A 22,390-nucleotide genomic window follows, 5' to 3' on the forward strand; every position below is an offset into this window, starting at 1 on the left:
GGGCCCCGGCGGGCCGCACAGCGGGCGGCCCGGGCGCTACCGGCGGCGCGGCGGGTTGCGCCCGCAGGCCCAGGGGCCCCAGCGCGGCGAGTAGCAGCGGCAATAGTTTCATGGCAAAATGAAAGTTCTGCCCTAAAGAACGCACGGCGCGCGCTACGGCCGCCCGGGCCCAGCCGGCACGGGCCAGTGGCGGCGGTGCGCCTATCTTAGCCGGGGCCCCGCGGGGCGGGCGCGTTGCTTCTTCTCCCCTTTTTGCTTTTGGCCGATGGCGCACCCCTGGTTCGAGTTTTTGTGGTTCGCGCTGGCCTACCCGGCGTCGTTGGTGGCGGCGGTGGCGGTGGGCTACGCGGTGGCCGAGGTGCAGTACCGCCGCCGGGGCCGGGTGTGGAAGCCCTCGGGCATCGAAAGCGCGCTGATTACCGTGTTTGGGCTGCTGCTCTCCTTCACGCTGCTGTCTTCTAACAACGCCTATAAGGAACGCACCGCCCTCGTGCACCAGTCGGCCGGTGCCGCGGCCGAGCTGTACCGTGAGAGCCAGTTGCTGCCGGCCCCCGTGCACGCCACGGTGCGCGCCTTCACGCGGCAATTTCTGGCCTTGGAGCTGGGCGCGCACCGCCCTGGGCAGGCCCGCGGCCCGGGGCACATTCGCGCCCTCGCCGGCCTCTACCAGCGGGCGTGGCAGCAGCTGCGCGACTCGCTGCGGGGCCCCGCGCCCCGCGCCGCCGACCTGCGCCAGCTGCTGCCGGCCTTAAACCGCCTGAGCGCCGCCACGGAGCGCCTGCACTACGCCAACCAGGAGCGCACCCCGGCCTCCATCATGGCGCTGCTGCTGGTGTCGTCGTGGGCCATTGGCGTGCTGGTGGGCTTCACCAACAGCGCCCAGGAGGCCCGCCACTACTTCGTGCCCGCGCTGTTCATCGTCATCTCGGCCCTAACCGTGCAGGCCATCCGCGACTTGGACAACCCCGACCTGGGCGTCATCCGCCCCAGCTACGGCAACCTGCAGGACGTGCAGCGCGCCATCGAGCAGGAGCCGCCCGGGGCCCCGCCCCACTAGCAGCGCCGGCCGCGCACGGGCTAGCGGGGGCCCCGGGCCAGGGCGGCCAGCGTTTCGCGGTGGCGCTTCTCGGCCAGGTCCTGGTTGTGCGAGGCCACGGCCCAGATGGCGGCCGGAATCCAGCCGATGAGCGTGAGGTGCAGCACCCCGCAGATAATGCCCTTGAGGATGTGGCCCCGGAAAATCATTGAAATACCGGGCAGCAGGATGGCGAACAGCATGGCGCAAAAAGAAGAAAAAGTGGAGCGGGCAAACATAGTGCATTTTGGGTTCCGGGGGCCCCGGCACCGCTAGCGGCGGCTTAGCTTTGGCGGCGCGGGGCCCCACGCCCGCGCACCGGCCCCATGCTACGCACCGCCCTGGTTTTGCTCTTGTTCCTGGCCCGGCTGCTGGCCGCGGGGCAGGCCGTGCCCTACGGCCACAACCCCGCCGCGGGCCACTACCAGCCCGTGCGCGGCATTAAGCTCTACTACGAAACGTACGGCGCGGGCCCGCCCCTGCTGCTGCTGCACGGCAACGGCGGCAGCATTGCCTCCTTCCAGCACAACATCGCCGCCCTTGCCCGGCACTGCCGGGTGATTGCCGTGGACAGCCGCGCCCACGGCCGCTCGGTGGACGCGGGCGATTCGCTTAGCTTCGAGATGATGGCCGACGACTGCGCGGCCCTGCTCACGGCCCTGCGCCTCGACTCGGCCAACGTCATCGGCTGGAGCGACGGCGGCATCACCGCCCTGGCGCTGGCCCTGCGCCACCCGGCCAAGGTGCGCCGCCTGGTGGCCACGGGGGCCAACCTCGCGCCCGATTCCACGGCCCTCACGCCCGCCCTCTGGCTGGACCAGCAGCGGAACTACCGCGCCAACCGGGACCGTGCGCGCACTACCCCGGCGCAAAAAAATGACTGGAAGATATTTTTGCTCGACTTGTTCCAGCCCAACATTCCGCTGGCGGCGCTGCGCCGCGTGGGGGCCCCGGCGCTCATCGTGGCCGGCGACGGCGACGTGATTACCCTGGAGCACACCGTGGCCATCTACCGCCACCTGCCGCACGCCCGCCTCTGGGTGGTGCCCAACAGCGGCCACGCCACCCTCATCGAGCACGCCGCCGAGTTCAACCGCACGGCCGACGAGTTTTTCCGCGCCCGGGCCATCCCCGCCCGCCCGCACTAAAAGGCTGTTTGAGTTAGCCAAAAATCGTTTTAAACCGTCCTGCTCATCTGGCTTCCGCGCAGTCGAAGCATCTATTACTGCGCGAACGCCAGATGAGCAGAACCGTTTTAATTACCTCTCACAACTACTCAAGCGCCTGGGGGCCCCAGTGCCGGCACCGCGCAGCGGCTGGCCCGGGGGCCCCAGGGCCGGCCGAACTCACAGCGCGCCGAAATTGGTGAGTAGCGCCACCAGGTGCGGGTCATCGATGGGAATTTGGGGGAGTGCCGGGCGCTGGCGGCGGGCCTCCAGGTAGCCAATCAGCCAGTGAAATTCTGCTGGCTCGACTTGGGCAAAGGCCATGCGCCAGTCGCTGAACATCCGGGCGGGGCCGGCCGCGTCGCTGAGCACCGTCACCTGTTGGTGGCGGCCGTCGCGCAGGATGTGGGCAAACAGCTCGTGCACGGTCGTGGCCTCGCCCTCCAGCACCTGCACAAAGTGGCCGTCGCGGCTGTAGCACAGCAGCCCCGTCAGGTCGTGCTGCGCGTTGTAGGTGCGCGCCTGCTCCAGCAAGTTCAGGAGCTGGGCCTCGGAAAACGGGTGCACGGCCCGGCTGCGGTACAGCAAGTGGTGCACCCGCACGTCGAGGCGGGCCAGCACCTGGTTCAGCGTCAGCTCGCCGCGGGCGTAACGCTCCAGCAGTTCGGCTTCGTATTGCTGCGGGGCCAGGGGCGTGCCGGCTACCAGGGCCGTGGCCCAGGCAATGGCGCGCCGGCGCGCCGCTTCAGTCGGAAGGTCCTCCATGTAACCTTGTGTACGGCGGGGAACCATCCAACGGTTTCTACCACCCAGAAACTACGCAAGTGCGGCATAATGAATACGCAGCGCGCCGGCTGGGGCCCCAGCCGGCGTGGCCAATAAGCAGCACAGTAGAGCTGCCCAGTAGCGCGCCGGCCCGCCCCCTCCCTGCAAGCGGCCCGATAGCCCCCGCAGGTGCCCCTGGCAAACGGCGAACTACCCAAGGCGCAGCCCGTCTTTTAACGAGCCCCAGGCGCGTTTCATCGGGCAATTACGAAGCTTGGGCTAATTATTGCCTTGCTCTTTAGTGCCTGGTTCGCAAGCGCTGTAATCTTGTAAATCAAATAATTATCAATATATATTATCTCCAGGCACGCCTTCGAAAAAACCTATTCTATGGCCTATCTATACGATCTACTATTAGCGGAGCATTTGCAAGTGTGGCTGCACCAGGTGCACCTGGCCGACGCCTGGGCGTTCGGCGGCGAGGCGCGCGTGCAGGCGCTCGTGCACCACGTGCTGGCGCAGGCGGGCCAGTTGCCGCCCAGCGCCCACCCCAACGCGCCCGCCCTGCTGGCCGCCCTGCAAGCGCTGGCGCTGCGGGCCGCGCAGGGCCCCGTGTCCGCCGCGGCGCTCAAGCAGGAGCTGGCCGCGGTGCTCTACACCGCCTTGCGCCGGAGCACCGCGGCCAGTGGGGCCCCGGCGGCCGCGCCCCAGGCGTTTGCCTTTTCGCCCCCGCCCGAGTTTGCCCCCCGCCCCACAACGGTGGATTTTGCCAACTGGACCTAGCGCCCAGCACCGCCGCTAAACCAGCCCGGGGCCCCGCTCCGCCCGGCCATCCGCCCGTGCGGAGGCGCACCAAAAGGCCCGTAGGCGGCCTGGCGGCGCGCCTCCGCACGGGCGGCCGCCTATGCGGATATAACATAATTTTATTTTCGCTTCTGCAAACCTAGGGCGTCCTTTGTGGTAGTTCTACCCGACCACCAACCCCCTTATTCGACGCTAGCAGCAGACCAGCGCGGCCGCCTCATCCGCCGCCCGGCCCGTGAACTTACGCGGTAGCCGCCGCTGTTTTACCCATTCCTCCACCATACTGGGCCGCTTTGCACCGCGCCCCCGGGGCCTGCAGCTACCGCCCGTGCCCGGCCTGGAATGGGCGCCGCCCGGCGGGCCCGGGGCCCCCAAAGCTGCCAACCAAACGCTGCGAGTAATTCCGGCACCGCACTGAAGGCCAAACGGATTGGCCGCAAAATTCCTAAAATTGACTTTTAACTGATCACAACCTTCCATAACAATGGCTGAAGACCACAACCAACACCCGCCCGCCTCCAACACCACGGAGCATTTCATGAATGACGAGTCGGCGGCAAAATGCCCGTTTTTGGCGGGGCAGGCCCAGCAGGCGGCTGGTGGCGGCACCCGCAACCGCGACTGGTGGCCCAACCAGCTGCGCCTCAACATCCTGCGCCAGCAGACGGCCACCTCCAACCCGATGGGCGAGCACTTCAACTACGTGGAGGAATTTAAGAAGCTGGACCTCAACGCGGTGAAGCAGGAGCTGTTTGCGCTGATGACGACTTCGCAGGACTGGTGGCCCGCCGACTACGGCCACTACGGCCCGTTCTTTATTCGCATGGCTTGGCACAGCGCCGGCACCTACCGCATTGCCGACGGCCGCGGCGGCGCCGGTTCGGGCATGCAGCGCTTTGCGCCGCTCAACAGCTGGCCCGACAACGCCAACCTCGATAAAGCGCGCCTCCTGCTGTGGCCCGTGAAGCAGAAGTACGGCGAGCAAATTTCCTGGGCCGACCTCATGATTCTGGCCGGCACCTGCGCCATCGAGTCAATGGGCCTCAAGCCGTTTGGCTATTCGGGTGGCCGCACCGACGTGTGGGAGCCGCTGGACGAAATCTACTGGGGCTCGGAGCGCGAGTGGCTCGGCGACAAGCGCTACACCGGCGACCGCCAGCTCGAAAACCCGCTGGCCGCCGTGCAGATGGGCCTGATTTACGTGAACCCGGAGGGCCCCAACGGCAACCCGAACCCGCTAGGCTCGGCCCGCGACATCCGCGAAACCTTCGGCCGCATGGCCATGAACGACGAGGAAACGGTGGCCCTGATTGCGGGCGGCCACACCTTCGGCAAAACCCACGGCGCGGCCGACCCCGCTCAATACGTTGAGCATGAGCCCGCTGCGGCCGGCATTGCCGAGCAGGGCAAGGGCTGGAAAAACTCGTACGGCACCGGCAACGCCGGCGACACCATCACCAGCGGCCTCGAAGGCGCCTGGACCGCCACCCCCGCCCAGTGGGGCAACGGCTACTTCAACAACCTGTTTGGCTTTGAGTGGGAGCTGACCAAGAGCCCCGCCGGGGCGCACCAGTGGAAGCCCAAGGGCGACGCCGGCGCAGGCATGATTCCCGACGCCCACGACCCCAACAAGTCGCACCAGCCCTTCATGCTGACCTCGGACATCGCCCTGCGCGAAGACCCGATTTACGAGAAAATCTCGCGCCGCTTCCACGAAAACCCCGAGGAGTTTGGCGATGCCTTCGCCCGCGCCTGGTACAAGCTCACGCACCGCGACATGGGCCCCCGCACCCGCTACGTGGGTGCCGACGTGCCCGCTGAAGTGCTCATTTGGCAAGACCCGCTGCCCGCCGCCGACTACGCGCCGATTGACGCGCAGGACATCAACACCCTGAAAGACCGGCTCTTGGCCTGCGGCCTCACCGGCTCGCAGCTCATCCGCACGGCCTGGGCTTCGGCCTCTACGTTCCGCGGCTCCGACAAGCGCGGCGGTGCCAACGGTGCCCGCATTCAGCTGGCCCCCCAGAAGTACTGGGATGCCAACAACCCCGCCGAGCTGGCCAAGGTGCTCGACGTGCTCACCGGCATTCAAAAGGAGTTCAACGGCAACGCGGGCGGCAAGCAGGTTTCGCTGGCCGACCTCATCGTGCTGGGTGGCGCTGCCGCCATCGAGCAAGCGGCCAAAGAAGGCGGCTACGACGTGCAGGTGCCCTTCAACCCCGGCCGCACCGACGCCACGCACGAGCAAACCGACGTGCAGTCGTTTGAGGCCCTGGAGCCGCACGCCGATGGCTTCCGCAACTACCTCAACGCCAACCACGAAGCCTCGCCCGAGGCCATGCTCATCGACCGGGCGCAGCTGCTGACCCTCTCGGCCCCCGAGATGACGGCGCTCATTGGCGGCCTGCGCGTGCTGGACACCAACTTCGACCACTCGAACCACGGCGTGTTCACCGACCGCCCCGGCGTGCTCACCAACGACTACTTCGTGAACCTGCTCGACATGGGCACTACCTGGAAAGCCACCTCGGAGGCCGACCAGCTCTTCGAAGGCCGCGACCGCAAGACCAATATGGTGAAGTGGACCGGCACCCGCGTCGACCTGATTTTCGGCTCGAACTCGGAGCTGCGCGCCATCTCCGAAGTATACGGCACCCACAACGCTGGCCCCAAGTTCGTGCACGCCTTCGTGGCCGCCTGGGCCAAGGTGATGGACGCCGACCGCTTCGACCTGGCGAAGGAGTATCAGGCTTAAGGATTGCGCAAGCTTGCGCTTGCCAATTGCTACAGAAAACGCCGCCCTGGCAACGGGGCGGCGTTTTTTTTGCGGGGGCGGCTGCTACATTAGGGCCCCCAGCCACGCTTGCTCTCCCCGCCCCATGCACAAAACCCGCCTCGAAGCCTTCAGCGACGGCGTACTCGCCATCATCCTCACCATCATGGTGCTGGAGCTCAAGGTGCCGCACGGGGCCGACTTTACGGCGTTGCGGCCATTGCTACCCGTGTTTCTGAGCTACGTGCTGAGCTTCGTGTACGTGGGCATTTACTGGAACAACCACCACCACTTGCTCAGCGGCACGCGGCAGGTAAGCGGCGGCGTGCTATGGGCCAACCTGCACCTGCTGTTCTGGCTGTCGCTGGTGCCGTTTACGACGGGCTGGATGGGCGAAAACCACTTTGCGCCGGCCACGCTGGCCGTGTATGGCGGCGTGCTGCTGGGTTCGGCGGTGGCCTATTTCCTCCTCCAAAACTGCATTATCGCCGTGAACGGGGGCCCCGAATCGCCGTTGGCCCGCGCCGTGGGGCGCGACTGGAAGGGCAAGCTCTCGCCGGTGCTGTACCTGGTGGGCATCGCCAGCAGCTTCTGGTTGCCCTGGCTGTCGGGGGCGTGCTACGTTTTTGTGGCCCTCATGTGGCTGGTGCCCGACCGCCGCATCGAGCGCACGCTGGCCCACGAACAACTGGACTAGCGGCCCGGCCGGGGCCCCATTCCGGGGATATGCCCTACATTGAGCCCGCCGAGCCCCCCGTTTTAGGGGCCCCACGCCCCGCACATGCCCTCCAAGACCCTTGCCGCCCGGCCGCTGCCGGCCCTGCTGCTTGCCCTCGCCGTTGCCACGGGCTGCCAATCTAAACCCGACGCAGCCGGCGCGGCGGCGGCCACTACTGCCGCCGCCGCGCCGGCTGCGTCGGCTGCGCCCGACGCCATTACGGCGGCCGACATCAGCGGCTACCTGAAAACGGTGGCCGCCGACGAGATGCTGGGCCGCAAGCCGTTCACGGCGGGCGAGGAGCGCATCACGGCCTACCTGGCGGCGCAGTTCAAGGCGCTGGGGTTGAAGCCCGGGGGCCCCGGCGGCAGCTATTTCCAGCCGGTGCCGATGGTGGAGATTACCGCCGCCCCCGCCCCTACCATGCAGATTTCGGGCCCCGGCAAGAGCCTGGCCTTGGCGTACAAGACCGATTACGTGCTGTTTACCCAGCGCGAGCAGCCGCTGGTGGAGGTCAAGAATTCGTCGCTGGTATTTGCCGGCTACGGCGTGGTGGCCCCCGAGTACGGCTGGGACGACTACGCCGGCCTCGATGTGAAGGGCAAAACGGTGGTGGTGCTCGTGAACGACCCCGGCAACGCGGGCACGGATTCTACCCTATTTAAGGGCCGCGCCATGACCTACTACGGCCGCTGGACCTACAAATACGAGGAGGCGGCCCGCCACGGCGCGGCCGGCCTGCTCATCGTGCACGACACCCAGCCCGCCGCCTACCCCTGGAGCGTGGTGCTGAGCGGCGCCGTGGGGCCCAAGCTGCGCCCCCAAACGCCCGACCACGGCGCCAGCAAGTGCGCCCTCGAAGGCTGGCTGACGCTCGCCGCCGCCAAGCGCCTCTTCGCCGCCGCCGGCCAGGATTACGACGCGCTGTACGCCGCCGCCAACCGGCGCGGCTTCCGGCCCCGGGCCCTGGGCCTCACCATGAGCACCAGCCTTCAAAACAAGCTGCGCCGCCAAACTTCCAAAAACGTGCTGGCCGTGCTCCCCGGCACCACTAATGCCGGCGAATACATCATCTATTCGGCCCACTGGGACCATTTCGGGGTGGGCAAAACCATCGCCGGCGACTCCATCTACAACGGGGCCGTGGACGACGGCACCGGCCTGGCCGCGCTGCTGAGCATCGCCAAAGCCTTCAAGGAAACGCCCACCAAACCCGCCCGCAGCGTTGTGTTTCTGGCCGTGACGGGCGAAGAGCAGGGCCTGCTGGGCTCGGCCTACTACGCCCAGCACCCGCCGTTCCCGCTGGCCAAAACGGTGGCCGACCTCAACATGGACATGCTCTGGCCCTACGGCCGCATGAAGGACCTGACCGTCATCGGCGCGGGGCAGTCGGAGCTGGAGGATTACGCCCGCGCCGCCGCCCAGGAGCAGGGCCGCTACCTGCTGCCCGACCAGACGCCCGAAACCGGCATGTTCTACCGCTCCGACCACTTCAGCTTCGCCCACGTGGGCGTGCCCTCGCTCTACGCCAGCGGCGGCTTCGAGAGCCGCGCCCAGGGCAAGGCCTACATTGCCGACAAGCGCAAAGCCTACACCACCAGCATGTACCACAAGCCCGCCGACCAGTTCGACCTCGCCTGGGACCTGGCCGGTGTGGCCCAGGACGCGCAACTCTACTTCCGCGTGGGCCAGCGCCTGGCCGCCGAAACCACGTTCCCCCAGTGGCGCGCCGGCTCGGAGTTCAAGGGCATCCGGGAAAAGGCGGCGGGGAAGTAGTGCGCCGCTGGGGGCCCTAGCCCAGTGTTTTCAACACCTTCTCCAGCAAGGCTTTGGTTTTGCGCACGCCCTCTTCCTCGCTGGTCACTTCGCCTTCGTACTCGATGCCCACGTAGCCTTTGAAGCCGGAATCCTTGATGATTTTGAACATCTTCAGGTAGTCGGTTTCCACGCAGTTGCCGTTGGCGTCGAAGTCGAAGGTTTTGGCGCTCACGCCTTTCGAAACCGGCATCCATTCCTTCACGGCTTTGTACTTGTCGTACTCCTCGATGCACTTGCCGCGGTAGAGGTCGCCGGTGTCGCGCCGGATGCAGAAGTTGCCAAAATCGGGCAGGATGCCCACGTTGGGCCGGCCCACTTGCCGGATGGTGGCCAGCAGCCACTCGCCGTCGGAGGTGTAGCTGCCGTGGTTTTCCACAATCACGTTGAGGCCCACTTTCTGGGCGTACTCGGCCAGGCGGGCCAGGCCGTCGGCGGCGGCCTTCTGCACCTCCGCAGCCGAGCCTTTGCCAAAGGCGTTCACCCGCACGGTGGCGCAGCCCAGGTACTTGGCCGCGTCCACCCATTTGTAGTGGTTTTCGACGGCCTTGCGGCGCTCGGCCTCGGTGGGGGCCCCCAGGTCGCCCTCGCCGTCGATCATGATCAGGTGGTTTTTCACCCCGTTGTCGTGGCAGCGCAGCAGCAGCTCGGCCAGGTACTTCTGGTCCTCGGCCTTGTCTTTGAAGAACTGGTTGACGTACTCCACCGCCCCGATGCCGTACTGTTTTTTGGCGATGACCGGAAAATCAAGGTTAGTCATCTTATTGCCGAACAGCGCCTTGTGGAACGACCACTCGGCCAGCGAAATCTCGAAGAACGGCTTGGCCGGCAGCGCCGGGGCCCCCAGCGCCTGCGGGGCCACAGCGGCGGCGGCCACCAGGGCCGCGGCGTTTTTCAGGAAATCACGACGGGAAGCGGACATGGGCGGGGTGGGTTTGGGGGAAAGGATGGGGAAATAACCAGGCCGCCATGCAGAGCGTAGCGAAGCATCTTTCCTGCGTTGCTAATTAATGATTACTGCGGGAAAGATGCTTCGCGGCGCTCTGCATAACGGCTTTTTTGCAGTCAATACATTTACAAATCCGAGTAGTTGGCAGGCCGCAAAAACGTGATGTCGATGTGGGCCACGTTGTTTTGGTACTCGGGCAGGCCCGAGAGCTTCTTCCACTCGGGGTCAGCGCCGAAGGCTTTCCAGTGCGCCTCGCGGTCGGGCATGTTTTTGAACGAAGTCATGTACATCAAGTTCGGCATTTTGGGCCCGAACAGGACCTCGCCGTAGAAGATGCCGTTGAAGCCGAGCCGGTTGAAGAGCTTGATTTCGCCGCCGGCGTTGAACATCTGCACCTTGTTGCGGAAGATTTTTTCGCTGGCGCCCTCGTAGCTGCGCAGCTCGTACACCCGCTCGCCCTTGGGCGCGTCGAGGGCGGGGGCCTTCAGGCCCGCCATTTCGTCGAAGGCCTTGATGAAAATGTTTTCCTGGCGGCCGTAGGCCGGGCTGGTGTAAACCGCGTTTTCGTAGCCACCGCCCGCGGCCAGGAGCTTGGCAGCGACGCCCTTGTCCACCTGCTCCCACTGCTTCACGGAGGCGTAGGGCGTGAACACGTACACGCGCCGGTCGGCGGCGGTGTCGTTGCCCACCGGCTTGAACACCCCGATGGTGGGGATGCCCGCCGCGTGCAGCGCCGGCAGGTACTGGTGCTGCAAAAAGCTGTCGACGAGCCCCTCCTGGCGGCTAGTCTTGAGGTGGTACACTTTGAGGGCGAAGTAGGCCGGGCGGGCGGCCGCGGGCCGGGCCGCCGGGTGGGGCGCCACGTGGGCCCTGGCAAGTCCGCCGCACAAGGCCGCGGCCAACGGCAGAAACAAAAGTTTTTTCATGGATGGGATGAGAATTGTGCCACTTGCACGCCCGAAATGTAGCACCGGCGGCGCGGGGAAGGCCGGCCAGCGCCGAAATTTGCGGGCGCCGCCGGCCCTGGCCCGGCGCGTTTCCCCACTTTGCCCTTGCCGTGTCCGACTCCCCCGCTCCCGCCGCCCCGCCATCCCTCGCCGATTTCGCCTGCTTCTGCCTCTACGGCCTCACCGACAACCCCTACCGCCAGGCGGCCGACGTGGCCCGGTTCGGCCAGCTCTACGACCTGATGGTGGGGCCCCACGGCGGCGTGGGCGTCGGCAGCACCTTCCACCCCTACCAGCTCGTGAACCCGGCCGGCGTCACGGTGTGGTACGCGGCCTTCGCCCAGCTCTACGCCCAGCCGGGCCGCGATGCCCTGTTTGGGGCCCTGGCCGAGGAGCAGGCGCGCTACGTGGTGGCCCCGCCGGCCTCGTTTGCCGACTTCCACCTGTGGCCCGACACGCGGCTGACCAGCACCGAAAACCCGGTGTTCAGCCGCTACATCCCCTTCGTGCTGCCGCTGCTGGTACGCAAGGGCCCCGCCCCTCTGCGCTGGGACACCGAAGCCGCCGCCGCGGCCACCGAGCCCGAACGCTTCCACGCCTACCGCGAGGCCGTGAACGAAGCCCTGCGGTTTGTGCAGCCGCGGCCGGCGTTCGTGCTGGGCCTGGCCGAATTTGACGAGCAGCATCCCGAGCGGCTCATCGACCGTTTCATCGCGGCCAAGCCGCTGCTGGGGGCCCTGTAGAGGCCCAGCGGAAGCTTTCGCAAAAACAAAACGTCCTGCCGCGGTTGCGACAGGACGTTTTGTTTTTGCGCTGGCGGGTACGCCAGGCTGGAAGGGAAGCATTGGGCGGATTCTTAGCTGGCAGTCTTGAACTTGTCCGCGAAAAAGGCCAGCGTGAGGGCCCAAGCCTCGTGGGCGGCGGCGGGGTTGTAGCTGGGGCGCTCGTCGCAGTGGAAGCCGTGGTCGGCGTCGGAGATGACGGTGTTGACGTAGGGCTTCTTGGCCGCGTCCACTGCCTCGATGACCTCGGCAATGTTCTCCTTCGAAATGTGCTGGTCGAGCCCGCCCCAAAAGAACAGGTGCGGGGCATGCAGGTCGGCGGCGCGGTCCTTAATCTGCTCGGTGCCGCCGCCGTAGTACGACACGGCTGCCGCCAGCGGCAGCACGGCGTTGGCCAGGAACGACACGCGCCCGCCCAGGCAAAAGCCGATGCTGCCAATTTTATCGGCCACTACGCCGGGCTGGCTAGTCAGCCAAGCATGGGCCGCCTGCAAGTCAGCCGTCAGGTCGTCGTTGTTGATGGCCGCGTAGTGCGGCATGGCGCTGGGGAAGTCGTTGTAGGGAATTTCCAGGCCCGGCGCGGCCGTGCGGTGAAACAACTCGGGGGCCACCACGGCGTAGCCGGCCTGCGCCAGCCGGTCGGCCACGCTGCGGATGTGGTGGTTCACGCCGAAGGCTTCCTGCAATAGGATGATGCCGGGAACCGCGCCGTTGGCCGCGGCGGGCTGGGCGGTGTAGGCCTGCATGGTGGTGCCGTCACTAACGGATAAGGAAAGGGAATTGGGGGAACTCATGGGCAATGGGCTAAGGGAAAACGAGTATTTGCCAGGGATACGCAGCCGGCCGCAGCGAGGCTGAACTGGGGCCCCCAGCCGGCCGCTGGGGCCCCCAGTTCAGTCGGCGGCCGGGCCGGCGGCCTGCCGCTGCGCGGCGGCGGCGGGGGCCCCGGCCGGGGCCCCGCGCAGAAAGTCGCGGTACCACAGGCCCGAGCTTTTCACGGTGCGCGCCTGGGTGTCGTAGTCGACGTGCACAAGACCGAACCGGGGCCCGTAGCCCTCGGCCCACTCAAAGTTGTCGGTGAGCGTCCAGGCGAAGTAGCCGGCCACGTCGATGCCCTCGCGCTGGGCGCGCAGCACCTGGCCCAGGGCGGCTTGCAGGTAGGCCCGGCGCCGGACATCGGGCACGCTGCCGCCTACTTTCACATCTGGAAACGCTGATCCGCTTTCGGTTACGAGCAATTGTGGCGCATTTGGGTAAGCGCTGTATTGCTTTAACATTTGGTAAATACTCTCCGGGTACACCTCCCAGCCCATGTCGGTGTGGGGCACGCCGCGCTGCTTGGCGGGCACCAGCGTGGCCCACTGCAGCGGCAGCCAGGGCGAAAATTTCACCACCTCGCGGGTGTAGTTCTGGATGCCCCAAAAGTCAAAGTCGAACGCTAGCCGCTGGTCGTCGCCGGGCTTGTGGTAGCGCTCGAGCAGCCAGCGCAGGGCGGGCAGCTCGGCCACGGGGTAGCCCAGGCCCAGGGCAGGCTCGGCAAAGAAGCGGTTGAGCAGGGCGTCGGCGCGGCGGGTGGCGGCCTCGTCGTAGGCGTTGCCCGGGCGGTGCGGCGTGAGGTAGGAGCACGAAAACGTGGTGCCGATGCGGGCCGTGGCCGGCAGCGACGCGCGCAGGGCCCGGCCGCCCTCGGCCTGGGCCAGCGTGGCGTGGTGGGCCGCGGCCAGAAACGCCCCCAGGTGCCGCCGCCCCGGCGCGTGCACGCCCAGCAGGTGCCCCGCCCCCACGAACACCATCGGCTCGTTGAGCACCATCCAGTGCTGCACCCGGTCGCCGAGGCGGCGGGCCAGCACCTGGGCGTAGTCGGCGAGCCAGCCCACCACGCTGCGGTTGGCCCAGCCGCCCTGGGCCTGCAAGGCGCTGGGCAGGTCCCAGTGGTACACCGTCAGCCAGGGGCGCAGGTCGCGCTCCAGGCAGGCGTCCACGAGGCGGTCGTAGAAATCGAGGCCGCGCCGGTTCACGGGCCCCGTGCCGCCGGGCAGCACGCGCGGCCACGACGCCGAAAACCGGAAATCCGTCAGCCCCATGCCCTGGGCCAGGTCGAGGTCGGCGGCGTAACGGTGGTAAAAATCGGTGGCCACGCGCCCGTGCTCGCCGCGTCGGATGGCCCCTTTGCGCCGCGTGAAGTCGTCCCAGATGCTGGGGCCCTTGCCCTGCAGCTGCCAGGCGCCCTCGGTTTGGTAGGCGGCCGCGGCGGCCCCCCAGTGGAAATCGGGCCCAAAATCGGCGCGGCTGAACGCCGGGGGCCCCGTGGGCGGAAAGAACGCCGCGGGCAAAGCAGAAGAATCGTCAATCATGCACAGAAATCAGGCGCGGGGCGCGGAGGCGGAAGCGGTAAGCGAAGAAACAGGGGGCCGGGGCCCCGGCCGCTGCTCGGCCAACAGCTGGTCGAGCACGGCGGCCGTGCGGTCGGGGTAATCAACGGAAATCACCCGGTCTTGGTGCAGCCACTCGTCCACCACAGCCAGGTGCTTGTCTTTGAGATTCTTAATAACGGGTATATCCATTTGGGCAAGCGCGGCGGCGTTGCACTGCTGCTCGTACTGCTGCTTCATGGGCACCACGAGCAGCTTTTTGCCCAAGTACAGGGCCTCGGCGGGCGTCTCAAAGCCGGCCCCGCACAGCACGCCGGCCGCGCGCGCCAGGCTGCCCAGGAAGGCCCCGCCGCTCACCGGCCACACCCGCACGTTGCCGTACACAGCGGGCTCGGCGCTGTGCTTGCTGAACACCTCCCAGCGCGTGGCCCGGCTCAGGTAGCGCAGGCGCTCCACGAGCAGTTTCTCCTCAAACGCGGGCAGGTACACCGTGTAGTGGCCCTCGTTGGTGGGCGCCAAGGCCCGCACCTGCTGCCGGATAACGGGCGTGGCGATGCCCGGCGCGTACTCCTGGAAGTGGAACCCGTACTGGGCCGTGCTCGGGGCGTAGTGGCGCAGCACGGCCCGGCCGGCGGGGTCCTCCACGGCCGGGCGCGGGGCCGCGGGGTGCAGCACGGCGCACTGGTGGCTGAGGGCCACGCAGGGCACCTCGCGCAGCCGGCATGCCCAGCTGGCCACGGGTTCAAAGTCGCTGATGACCAGGTCGTAGCTTTCCACCGGCAGCCCACGCACCTCCTTCAGGAACTTGGCCGAGTTGAACTGCCAGAACGTTTTCACGAAGTTGATGCCGCCCTTTTTGCCGAACAAAAAGCCCATGCCCTGGGCCCGGTAGCGCGCCTCAAACGGCAGCGCCAAATCGGCCGGCGGGCCGCTGATCAACAAATCGAGCTGGTCGCAGCGGGCCTGTAGCAGCGGCACCACGTCGAGGGCCCGGGCCAGGTGGCCGTTGCCGGTGCCCTGGATGGCGTAAAGAATGCGCATTTTCTGTAGTACGGGATTGGCGCAAGGGTGGCGGTGGGGTCCGGGGTGGGCCCCGGGTCGGTGGCCCGCCGGGGCCCCTGCGGCACTTTATTTGATTTTGAATTCGGCCAACAACCCTTCCAGCAGCTGGGCGGGGTGGGCGTCGGCGGCGGTGTCGGTGGCGTCGTCGGGTTCGGCCAGGCCCTGCATCCGGGGGTCGTCGGCGTAGCGGTACAGCGCCCAGCCGGCGGCCGCGGTGTACTCCAGGGCCGTTAGGTTCTCGACCCAGTCGCCGGAGTTGAGGTAGGTGATGGGGCCCTTGGGGGTGGCAATGTCCTTGATTTCGGGCTGGTGGATGTGGCCGCAGGCCACGTAGCGGTAGCCCTCGTCGGCGGCAATGGCGGCCGCCGTGTCCTCGAAGTTGTTGACGGCGGCCACGGCGGTTTTCACCCGCTCCTTCACCAGCTTGGACAGCGCCACCCGGGGCCGCCCCAGCTTATCAAGCAAGAAATTAGCGAAGCGGTTGATGAGGATCAGCAAATCGTAGCCCTGCCCGCCGAGCTTGGCCAGCCAGCGCGAGTGCCGCATGGTCACGTCGAACACGTCGCCGTGGAACAGCCAGGTGCGGCCGTGGGGCAAGTCGAGCACCAGCTTGTTGTCCAAATGGAACTGCCCAATTTTCAGGCCCGCGAACTTGCGCAGCAACTCGTCGTGGTTGCCGGTGAGGTAATAGATTTTGGTGCCCTTGGCGGCCAGGCCGGCCAGGTAGCGCACCACCCGCATGTGGGCCGGCGGCCAGTAATTCTTGCTGAACTGCCAAATGTCTACGATGTCGCCGTTGAGCACCAGTACCTGCGGGCGGATGCTTTTGAGGTAGCGCAGCAGCTCGCGGGCGTGGCAGCCGTAGGTACCCAAATGGACATCCGACACGACGGCCACGTGCACCCGGCGGCGCTTGCCGCGGCGGGCCTTGGGCGGTGGGGGCCCCGGGGCGGCCGGGCCGGTTGCTTCAAATGAGAAAGCCAAGGATTCGCTCATGCAGCGGCGGGTTGGGGGAAAGGAGTGCGCCCGCGCCGGGCCTCGGGGCGGCGCGGGCGCACGGCGGGGCCGGCCCAGCGGGGGGCCCCGTTGGTGCGCCCGCCGCCGCCCAGCGCCGAGCGCAAGCTGCCCAGCAGCCGCAGCCCAAAGGCCACGCCCAAGGCCAGCTGAAACAACTCGTACAAAAACCAGCGCCCCAGGCGGCGCCCCCACGAAACCAAAGCCGGAAAATGCATGGCACGAACGGTTGAGGAAATAAAGAATACCTATTCCTCAAATTTCGGCCGCCCGTGTGACGCTGCGGTTACGAACGGGTTACGTTTTGGTAAAAAAACAAGGAGTAAGTAGGGCCCCGGCCGGGTAGTTTGCGGCGGCAATTGTTTCTTTACGGGCTCATACAGGCCGTTTTTAACTAATTTTACTAACCAGCACCTTTCCTCTAGCTTCTACCCTATTTTATCTTTATCCAATGCACAACATTACCATCGGGGCCCTGCGCGGCCTGCTATTGGTTACCGGCCTAGGCCTAGCCACCGCCGGGGCTGCCCAGGCCCAGGCCCCCGACGCCAGCAAGTTCATCACCAACAAGCGCCACTACATGTTCCCGCAGCGCGACGCCGAATCGCCGGCCGTGCAGAACGTGACCAAGAACACCGACGAGGACGCCGACGTGAACGGCACCTACACCCGCCTCGCCTACCGTCCCTACGCCCAGATGCTGACGGAAATCGACGAGCTGCGCCGCCTGCACACCTGGGCCGACACCACTTATCAGCGCCGCCTGGCCGCCCTGCCAGCGGGCGGCGCGCTGCAGGTTACCATCCGCCGCAAGGGCCCCGGCAGCGCCAACCTGAGCAACCTCGTCATCACGGCCACCGACAAAGCCGGGCAGGAAGTATTCAAAATCGTGCCCCCCGCCACCCCCGGCCGCTTTTTCGGCCGCGACCTCTACCAGGCCCAGGGCCTGATAGCCCTGCCTAAGCTCGAACCCCAGGACCTGAAGGTGCGCGTGGGCGACGCCAAGCTCTACCTGGCCTTCGAGTACGTGGTGGCGGTGCCGCCGGTCCCAGCGCCGTAGCTGGGGGCCCGGCGGGGCGGCAGCGTGGGCTTGGCAACCCCAGAGTTGCGGAAGAGCCCAACGAACTACCCCGTCGGTAGCCCATCTGGCCGTGAAGAAAACGAACGCCTCAGTGGCGCGACCCTTGCAGAAGAGTCGCGCCACTGAGGCGTTCGTTATTCGATTTTAATTGCTTTTTAGTACTACCAGTGAGACGCCCCGACGGGACGGTTCCCGCGGGGTGGGCAATCCGCGCTACGGGCACATCACCCCATTCTACCGCTTCTTCAACTGCGCCCACTGCACGGCCACCAGGGTTTTGGCGTCCTGAAAGGGCTCGGCGAGGAGGGCGGCCCAGTCCAGGGTGACGATTTCGATGTGCTCGTTTTCGCCGGCCATGCCGCCGCCGGGGCCCGTTTGGCGGCTCACCTCGGCGTAGTAGATGGCAATGGTTTCGGTGCTGGCGCCGGGCGTGGAGTACACAGTGGCGATGTGGGTAAGGGTATCGACCTCGTAGCCCAGCTCCTCGTGGATTTCGCGGCGCACAGTGGCGTCGGGCGTGTCGTCGTGGTCAATCATGCCGGCCGCGATTTCGAGCACCTCGCGCTCGGGGCCGTAGCGGAACTGCCGGGTGAGGACGTAGAGCTGGCGCGCGGTGTCGAAAACCAGCGCCGCCACGGCGTTGCCGAAGATGAACTGCTCGCGGGTGAACTCCTGGCCGTTGGAGGCCCGTACGGCCAGCTCGTCAATCTTGTAGTGGCCGGTAAAGACGCGCTTGCGGTCGGTAATCTGCATGGTGGGGAAGCTGTGTTGTACCTTTGTAAAAACCAGGGCCGCCGTCGGAGCAGCCCGCCGCCCAGCTACGCCGGGCAAAGCCCCGCGCCTCGGCTGCCTCCGCAAGTAAGCGCACCTCACCCCAACTTCTCCTGTTTCAGGGAATGCGGCGGCCTCCGACGAGCCGCCACCCCCGCCCGCGCCTGGCCCTCCAGCGCGGCCATGCCCGCCTGTGCAGCTTCGCCAGGCCCCGCCGGCGGCTCCTCCTGAGCCGCTGCCCCTCAACCCGATACGTAGTTTCGAGTACCCAACCCCCTTTATGACGTTTAGCGAATTAAACCTGATTGACCCCATCCTCAAGGCCCTGACCGAGGAAGGCTACACCACCCCCACCCCCATCCAGGCCCAGGCCATCCCACAGGTGCTCGAAGGCCATGACCTGCTGGGCGTGGCCCAGACCGGCACCGGCAAAACCGCGGCCTTCACCGTGCCCATCCTGCAGCTGCTGCACCGCTCGGCGCAGCTCGAAAAGCAGGCCCCCCGCCGCATCCGCTGCCTCGTACTGACGCCGACGCGCGAGTTGGCCATCCAAATCAACGAATCGTTCGGGGCCTACGGCCGCCACCTGAGCCAGATCCGCCACACCGTCATCTTCGGCGGCGTGGGCCAAAACCCGCAGGTGGCGCAGCTGCAGCGCGGCGTAGAGGTGCTCATCGCCACCCCCGGCCGCTTGCTCGACCTCATGAACCAGGGCTTCGTGGACCTGCGCGGCGTAGAGATTTTCGTGCTCGACGAGGCCGACCGCATGCTCGACATGGGCTTCATCAACGACATCAAGCGCATCCTGCCCAAGCTGCCCACCAAGCGCCAGACGCTGTTTTTCTCGGCCACCATGCCGGGCCAAATCCAGGAGCTGGCCAGCACCATCCTGCGCCCCAACCCGGTGCGCGTGGCCGTAACGCCGGTGAGCAGCACCGCCGACACCGTAACGCAGTCGGTATTTTTGGTGGAAGGCAACAACAAGCCCGCCCTGCTCCGCCACGTGCTAAAGGACAAGGAAATTCGCCGCGTGCTCGTCTTCACCCGCACCAAGCACGGCGCCGATAAGGTGGTGAAGGCCCTGGCCCAGTACGAGATTGTGGCCGAGGCCATCCACGGCAACAAGAGCCAGAACCACCGCCAGCGCGCCCTGTCGAACTTCAAGGCCGGCAGCACTCGCGTGCTGGTGGCCACCGATATCGCCGCTCGCGGCATCGACGTGGACGAGCTGACCCACGTCATCAACTACGAAATCCCCAACGAGCCCGAAACCTACGTGCACCGCATCGGCCGCACGGGCCGCGCTGGGGCCTTCGGCACGGCCTTCTCGTTTGTGGAAGACGAGGAGCGCGCCTACTTGCAAGACATCCAGAAGCTCATCAATCGCCAGATTGATTTGGAAACCGACCACCCCTTCACCACGGCGCACGTGCGCCCCGTGGAGCTGAACGGCCGCGAGCGCATCGTCCGGCCCAAGGGCCCCGCGGGCCGGCCCCAGCGCCCCAGCCGTGACGGCAGCAGCGGTGGCGGCCGCTCGGGCGGGAGCCACGGCGGCGGCGGCCGCCCCAGCGGCGAGCGGTCCGGCGGTGGCGAGCGCTCGTCGTCAGCCAACAGCAACCGGCCCGCGGGCGGTGGCCGGGCAGCGGCCCCGGCCGGCGGCGGCGACGCCAACCGTCGCTTCGGCAGCGGTGGCCAGCGCGTGCAGGCCGGCGACGGCGGTGGCCGCCGCGAAGGCGGGGGCTCGCGCCGCAGCTCGTACTAAGGCGGGCTGCTGTTAATTCAGCGGTTAACTTTTGATTTCCCTGAGCGGGCCGGAAAACTTTTTCCGGCCCGTTTTGCTTTTTCAGGGCAGTACCTCGTCATTCGCACCCGTTATGGCCACTACCTCGCTTCCCGTTATTCAGGCCCTGCGCAGCACGGCCCAACGCCTCGCCACCCAGGCCCCCTACCAGTGGGGCCACATGGGCAGCTGCAACTGCGGCCACCTGGCCCAAACCGTCACGAAGCTGACCAAGGGCGAGATCCACGCCCGGGCCATGCAGCGCTACGGCGACTGGGAGCGCCAGCTCATCGACTACTGCCCAACCAGCGGCCTGCCCATCGACACCACCATCGACGAGATGCTGGCCCTGGGCTTTACCCGCACCGACCTCACCCACCTCGAGCGCCTCGCCGACCCGGCCATCCGGGGGGCCATCCCGTTTGAGCGCCGCGACCAGCTGCGCCACAACCAGCGCGACGACGTGGTGCTGTACCTGCGCACTTGGGCCGACCTACTGGAGCAGCAACTGCTGGCCGGCATCACCCTGCCCAACTTCGCCACGGCCCCGCAGCTGGTGTTGGTGGCTAGCTAGGGCCCCGCACACCATCATATGCAAAAAGCCCCCGCTGATTAAAATCGGCGGGGGCTTTTTTGCGCTCAAAAAATAAAGAAGCTGCTGGACGCTTGGACACTCACTGCCGGACAGTGAGCAACCAGGACCGGCAACTTATTGCCGGGTCACGTCGCTCGCCTGGGCCTTGCGGTACATCTCAGACCGGTTGGCCCGCTTGTAGGCAGCGTCGGCGTTGGGGTCTTTCTCCGCATCGGGGGCCTGGGAGCAGGAGGCGGTCAGGAACAAAACTGCGCTGGTGGCCAGCAAGGCAATGGCTCGGGTCGATTTCATGGCACGAAGGTAGCTAAGGGGCACCGAACCGCCAACCGGGCCGGTGCGCATGGCGGTGGTTCTTCGCACGAAAAGTCCCCTTGAGCAATTGATAACATTTGGTAACCCATCCCCGCTATACCCCGGGCCAGGCCGCGGCCGGCGCGCCCCATTTCTGGGGCCGACGCATGGCCCCAGCTGCGCGCAATGCGGGGCAGCCGGGGCCCTGTGGTGAGCCAAACTCCAGTAACCCAAGGCTCATTTGCTTAGCAGCCGCATTGCAAGCCAATCAATGAAAAATGACTTTTTCAAAGTTGCGGCTTTCACCAAATTGCTTAGCACCTTGCCGAGTACAAAATATAGTACCTTTTTTTATTGGCCTACTAAAAGGCAAAAATGAAAACGCTATATTTAGTCGTGGCTGATGCATCTAGCAACCTCACCTATTAGTTCTATTAGCAGCCTATTTTATTCTGATTAATAGCATATTACAATAAGCATAAATCATTCATTCGGCACCACTAAGCATCCTAGTAGTATGCTCCAAGCCAGGCAGGCACAATGCAAAGGGAAGTCATTTTATACTAACATAAAGCAGCCTGTTATTCATGGCTTCGTCATCCATGAGTGGGCAACTGCCAAATTGCACTGCTGACAGAAATTTTTACCCCCTACCCATAAATTCATACACGCGGGCAACCGCACCGGTTTGCCCCAGCGCGGTGCCATACGCGGCGCTGCTGGGGCCCCTGGCTGAGCTGATTAGGAACCCCGGCAGCGCGCCCTATTCCGGCTGGTAGTCGGCGAATGTGCCGTCGCGGTAGAAGATGACGATGCGCCGGATAGCCTTGCCCGGCTCGGCAAACAATGCCAGCTCGGGGGGGATGCTTCCCGCCGGGGCGGCCGCTGCCGCCGGCAACGCCGGGGCACTGGCCGGCACGGTAGCCATCTCGGCTGGGCCAGCCGCCCCAGTAGTGCCCAGGACGGGCGCGTTGGGCACCGGGGCAGGTGCGGGCGCCGCTACTGGTAGGGCCGCTGGCGCGGGTACCGGCGCGGGTGCTGGGGGCCCAGGCAAGGATGCAACAAGCTCTGCAGCCACTGGCGCAGGAGCTACCGAGGCAGGGGCCCCTGGCGCGGGGGCTACGGGGGCCACGGCGCGGCGCGGCGCAGGCCCGCGAAGCGGTGCTGGAGCCGGTGTGGGTGCCTTTTCTGGCACAATGGGGGTGGTACTGGGAGCGGCGGTGGCAGCGGTGTTAGCGGCAACAGCGGCCAGCATGGGGCCCGTACCGCTCAGCAGCCAAGGCATGGACAGGTCGGGGAAGGCAGCCAGTACTTTCTGGACCACCTCCAGGCTGGGCTTGTTGCGGCCCGAGAGGATGTGGCTCACAATGGGTCGGGCCACGCCAATGGCATCCGCAAATTGCGTAGGGCTCAACTGCCGCGCCAGTAACAGCGCCCGAATCCGGTCGACCATGAGAGGTTGTAATTTATTTACAAATGTGCGACAAATAACCTGTTGTACCACCACTCAACGCCTGCAACTTCCTTTGTTTACAATTATACACAGTAGTAGTATGCATACTTCCTGTTTACACTTGTAATTACAAGTGTAAACAATGTTTTGCGAGGCCTGGGGCCCTCATGGTGGGCC

22 protein-coding genes are annotated in these 22,390 nt (G+C 66.2%); 10 read left to right on the top strand and 12 right to left on the bottom strand.

What is annotated here, in order from left to right; genetic code table 11:
- Positions 1-265 precede the first annotated feature (265 nt).
- The gene (locus EAH73_RS19855; protein WP_140469183.1) at positions 266-1,057 is read left to right on the top strand and encodes a hypothetical protein; all 792 of its coding nucleotides are present in this window, start codon (positions 266-268) and stop codon (positions 1,055-1,057) included.
- 20 nt (positions 1,058-1,077) lie between these two features.
- Here the strand turns inward: EAH73_RS19855 and EAH73_RS19860 are convergent, their stop codons facing one another.
- Complete coding sequence (locus EAH73_RS19860; RefSeq protein ID WP_140469184.1) at positions 1,078-1,278, bottom strand: YqaE/Pmp3 family membrane protein; 201 nt, start codon at positions 1,276-1,278, stop codon at positions 1,078-1,080.
- 123 nt (positions 1,279-1,401) lie between these two features.
- On the opposite strand from EAH73_RS19860, the gene EAH73_RS19865 reads away from it, so the two are divergent.
- On the top strand, positions 1,402-2,223 hold the full coding sequence (locus EAH73_RS19865; RefSeq protein WP_140469185.1) for an alpha/beta fold hydrolase: 822 nt from the start codon (positions 1,402-1,404) through the stop codon (positions 2,221-2,223).
- A 198-nt stretch (positions 2,224-2,421) separates the two neighbouring features.
- On the opposite strand, the gene EAH73_RS19870 is transcribed toward EAH73_RS19865, so the two are convergent.
- The gene (locus EAH73_RS19870) at positions 2,422-3,006 is read right to left on the bottom strand and encodes a BLUF domain-containing protein (RefSeq protein ID WP_161599620.1); all 585 of its coding nucleotides are present in this window, start codon (positions 3,004-3,006) and stop codon (positions 2,422-2,424) included.
- 390 nt (positions 3,007-3,396) lie between these two features.
- Here EAH73_RS19870 and EAH73_RS19875 point away from each other — a divergent pair, with 390 nt between their 5' ends.
- The 4 genes from EAH73_RS19875 (at position 3,397) to EAH73_RS19890 (ending at position 9,077) form a co-directional block, all read left to right on the top strand.
- A complete protein-coding gene (locus tag EAH73_RS19875) occupies positions 3,397-3,789 on the top strand; it encodes a hypothetical protein (RefSeq protein ID WP_140469187.1) in 393 nt (130 codons plus the stop codon).
- A 505-nt stretch (positions 3,790-4,294) separates the two neighbouring features.
- Positions 4,295-6,565, top strand: coding sequence for a catalase/peroxidase HPI (gene katG / locus EAH73_RS19880; RefSeq protein ID WP_140469188.1), 2,271 nt, complete (start codon positions 4,295-4,297; stop codon positions 6,563-6,565).
- Positions 6,566-6,689: 124 nt separating this feature from the next.
- Positions 6,690-7,280: a TMEM175 family protein gene (locus EAH73_RS19885; protein WP_140469189.1), complete on the top strand. Its 591-nt coding sequence runs from the start codon at positions 6,690-6,692 to the stop codon at positions 7,278-7,280.
- An 84-nt stretch (positions 7,281-7,364) separates the two neighbouring features.
- Complete coding sequence (locus EAH73_RS19890) at positions 7,365-9,077, top strand: M28 family metallopeptidase (protein WP_140469190.1); 1,713 nt, start codon at positions 7,365-7,367, stop codon at positions 9,075-9,077.
- A 16-nt stretch (positions 9,078-9,093) separates the two neighbouring features.
- Here the strand turns inward: EAH73_RS19890 and EAH73_RS19895 are convergent, their stop codons facing one another.
- Complete coding sequence (locus EAH73_RS19895; protein ID WP_140469191.1) at positions 9,094-10,038, bottom strand: sugar phosphate isomerase/epimerase family protein; 945 nt, start codon at positions 10,036-10,038, stop codon at positions 9,094-9,096.
- Positions 10,039-10,190: 152 nt separating this feature from the next.
- Complete coding sequence (locus tag EAH73_RS19900) at positions 10,191-10,991, bottom strand: NIPSNAP family protein (RefSeq protein WP_140469192.1); 801 nt, start codon at positions 10,989-10,991, stop codon at positions 10,191-10,193.
- A gap of 131 nt (positions 10,992-11,122) precedes the next feature.
- Between EAH73_RS19900 and EAH73_RS19905 the strand changes: the two genes are divergently transcribed.
- On the top strand, positions 11,123-11,755 hold the full coding sequence (locus EAH73_RS19905; protein WP_140469193.1) for a hypothetical protein: 633 nt from the start codon (positions 11,123-11,125) through the stop codon (positions 11,753-11,755).
- Positions 11,756-11,868: 113 nt separating this feature from the next.
- Here the strand turns inward: EAH73_RS19905 and EAH73_RS19910 are convergent, their stop codons facing one another.
- The 5 genes from EAH73_RS19910 to EAH73_RS19930 form a co-directional block, all read right to left on the bottom strand.
- A complete protein-coding gene (locus EAH73_RS19910; RefSeq protein ID WP_140469194.1) occupies positions 11,869-12,588 on the bottom strand; it encodes a dienelactone hydrolase family protein in 720 nt (239 codons plus the stop codon).
- Between the two features lie 99 nt (positions 12,589-12,687).
- Complete coding sequence (locus tag EAH73_RS19915) at positions 12,688-14,148, bottom strand: GH1 family beta-glucosidase (RefSeq protein WP_140469195.1); 1,461 nt, start codon at positions 14,146-14,148, stop codon at positions 12,688-12,690.
- Positions 14,149-14,157: 9 nt separating this feature from the next.
- Positions 14,158-15,207, bottom strand: a complete 1,050-nt coding sequence (locus tag EAH73_RS19920; protein ID WP_140469196.1) for a glycosyltransferase family protein — start codon at positions 15,205-15,207, stop codon at positions 14,158-14,160.
- Positions 15,208-15,294: 87 nt separating this feature from the next.
- On the bottom strand, positions 15,295-16,224 hold the full coding sequence (locus EAH73_RS19925) for a UDP-2,3-diacylglucosamine diphosphatase (protein WP_140469197.1): 930 nt from the start codon (positions 16,222-16,224) through the stop codon (positions 15,295-15,297).
- On the bottom strand, positions 16,221-16,460 hold the full coding sequence (locus EAH73_RS19930; RefSeq protein WP_140469198.1) for a hypothetical protein: 240 nt from the start codon (positions 16,458-16,460) through the stop codon (positions 16,221-16,223). The genes EAH73_RS19925 and EAH73_RS19930 overlap by 4 nt, the downstream gene beginning before the upstream one ends.
- Before the next feature lie 233 nt (positions 16,461-16,693).
- On the opposite strand from EAH73_RS19930, the gene EAH73_RS19935 reads away from it, so the two are divergent.
- Positions 16,694-17,302, top strand: a complete 609-nt coding sequence (locus EAH73_RS19935; protein WP_140469199.1) for a hypothetical protein — start codon at positions 16,694-16,696, stop codon at positions 17,300-17,302.
- A 255-nt stretch (positions 17,303-17,557) separates the two neighbouring features.
- Here the strand turns inward: EAH73_RS19935 and EAH73_RS19940 are convergent, their stop codons facing one another.
- Positions 17,558-18,076 carry an NUDIX domain-containing protein gene (locus EAH73_RS19940; RefSeq protein WP_140469200.1) on the bottom strand — a complete coding sequence of 173 codons (519 nt, stop codon included), beginning with the start codon at positions 18,074-18,076 and terminating at the stop codon, positions 17,558-17,560.
- Positions 18,077-18,374: 298 nt separating this feature from the next.
- Here EAH73_RS19940 and EAH73_RS19945 point away from each other — a divergent pair, with 298 nt between their 5' ends.
- Together EAH73_RS19945 and EAH73_RS19950 are read left to right on the top strand one after the other, a co-directional pair.
- Entirely contained in the window at positions 18,375-19,856 is a 1,482-nt protein-coding gene (locus EAH73_RS19945; RefSeq protein ID WP_140469201.1) for a DEAD/DEAH box helicase, read from the top strand.
- 112 nt (positions 19,857-19,968) lie between these two features.
- Positions 19,969-20,448, top strand: coding sequence for a hypothetical protein (locus tag EAH73_RS19950; RefSeq protein WP_140469202.1), 480 nt, complete (start codon positions 19,969-19,971; stop codon positions 20,446-20,448).
- A 135-nt stretch (positions 20,449-20,583) separates the two neighbouring features.
- Here EAH73_RS19950 and EAH73_RS23220 read toward each other — a convergent pair whose 3' ends face one another.
- Together EAH73_RS23220 and EAH73_RS19955 are read right to left on the bottom strand one after the other, a co-directional pair.
- Entirely contained in the window at positions 20,584-20,760 is a 177-nt protein-coding gene (locus EAH73_RS23220) for a hypothetical protein (RefSeq protein ID WP_161599621.1), read from the bottom strand.
- A gap of 763 nt (positions 20,761-21,523) precedes the next feature.
- Complete coding sequence (locus EAH73_RS19955) at positions 21,524-22,213, bottom strand: helix-turn-helix domain-containing protein (RefSeq protein ID WP_140469203.1); 690 nt, start codon at positions 22,211-22,213, stop codon at positions 21,524-21,526.
- Positions 22,214-22,390 lie beyond the last annotated feature (177 nt).

This window comes from Hymenobacter nivis (assembly GCF_006439025.1).
Classification (GTDB): domain Bacteria; phylum Bacteroidota; class Bacteroidia; order Cytophagales; family Hymenobacteraceae; genus Hymenobacter; species Hymenobacter nivis_A.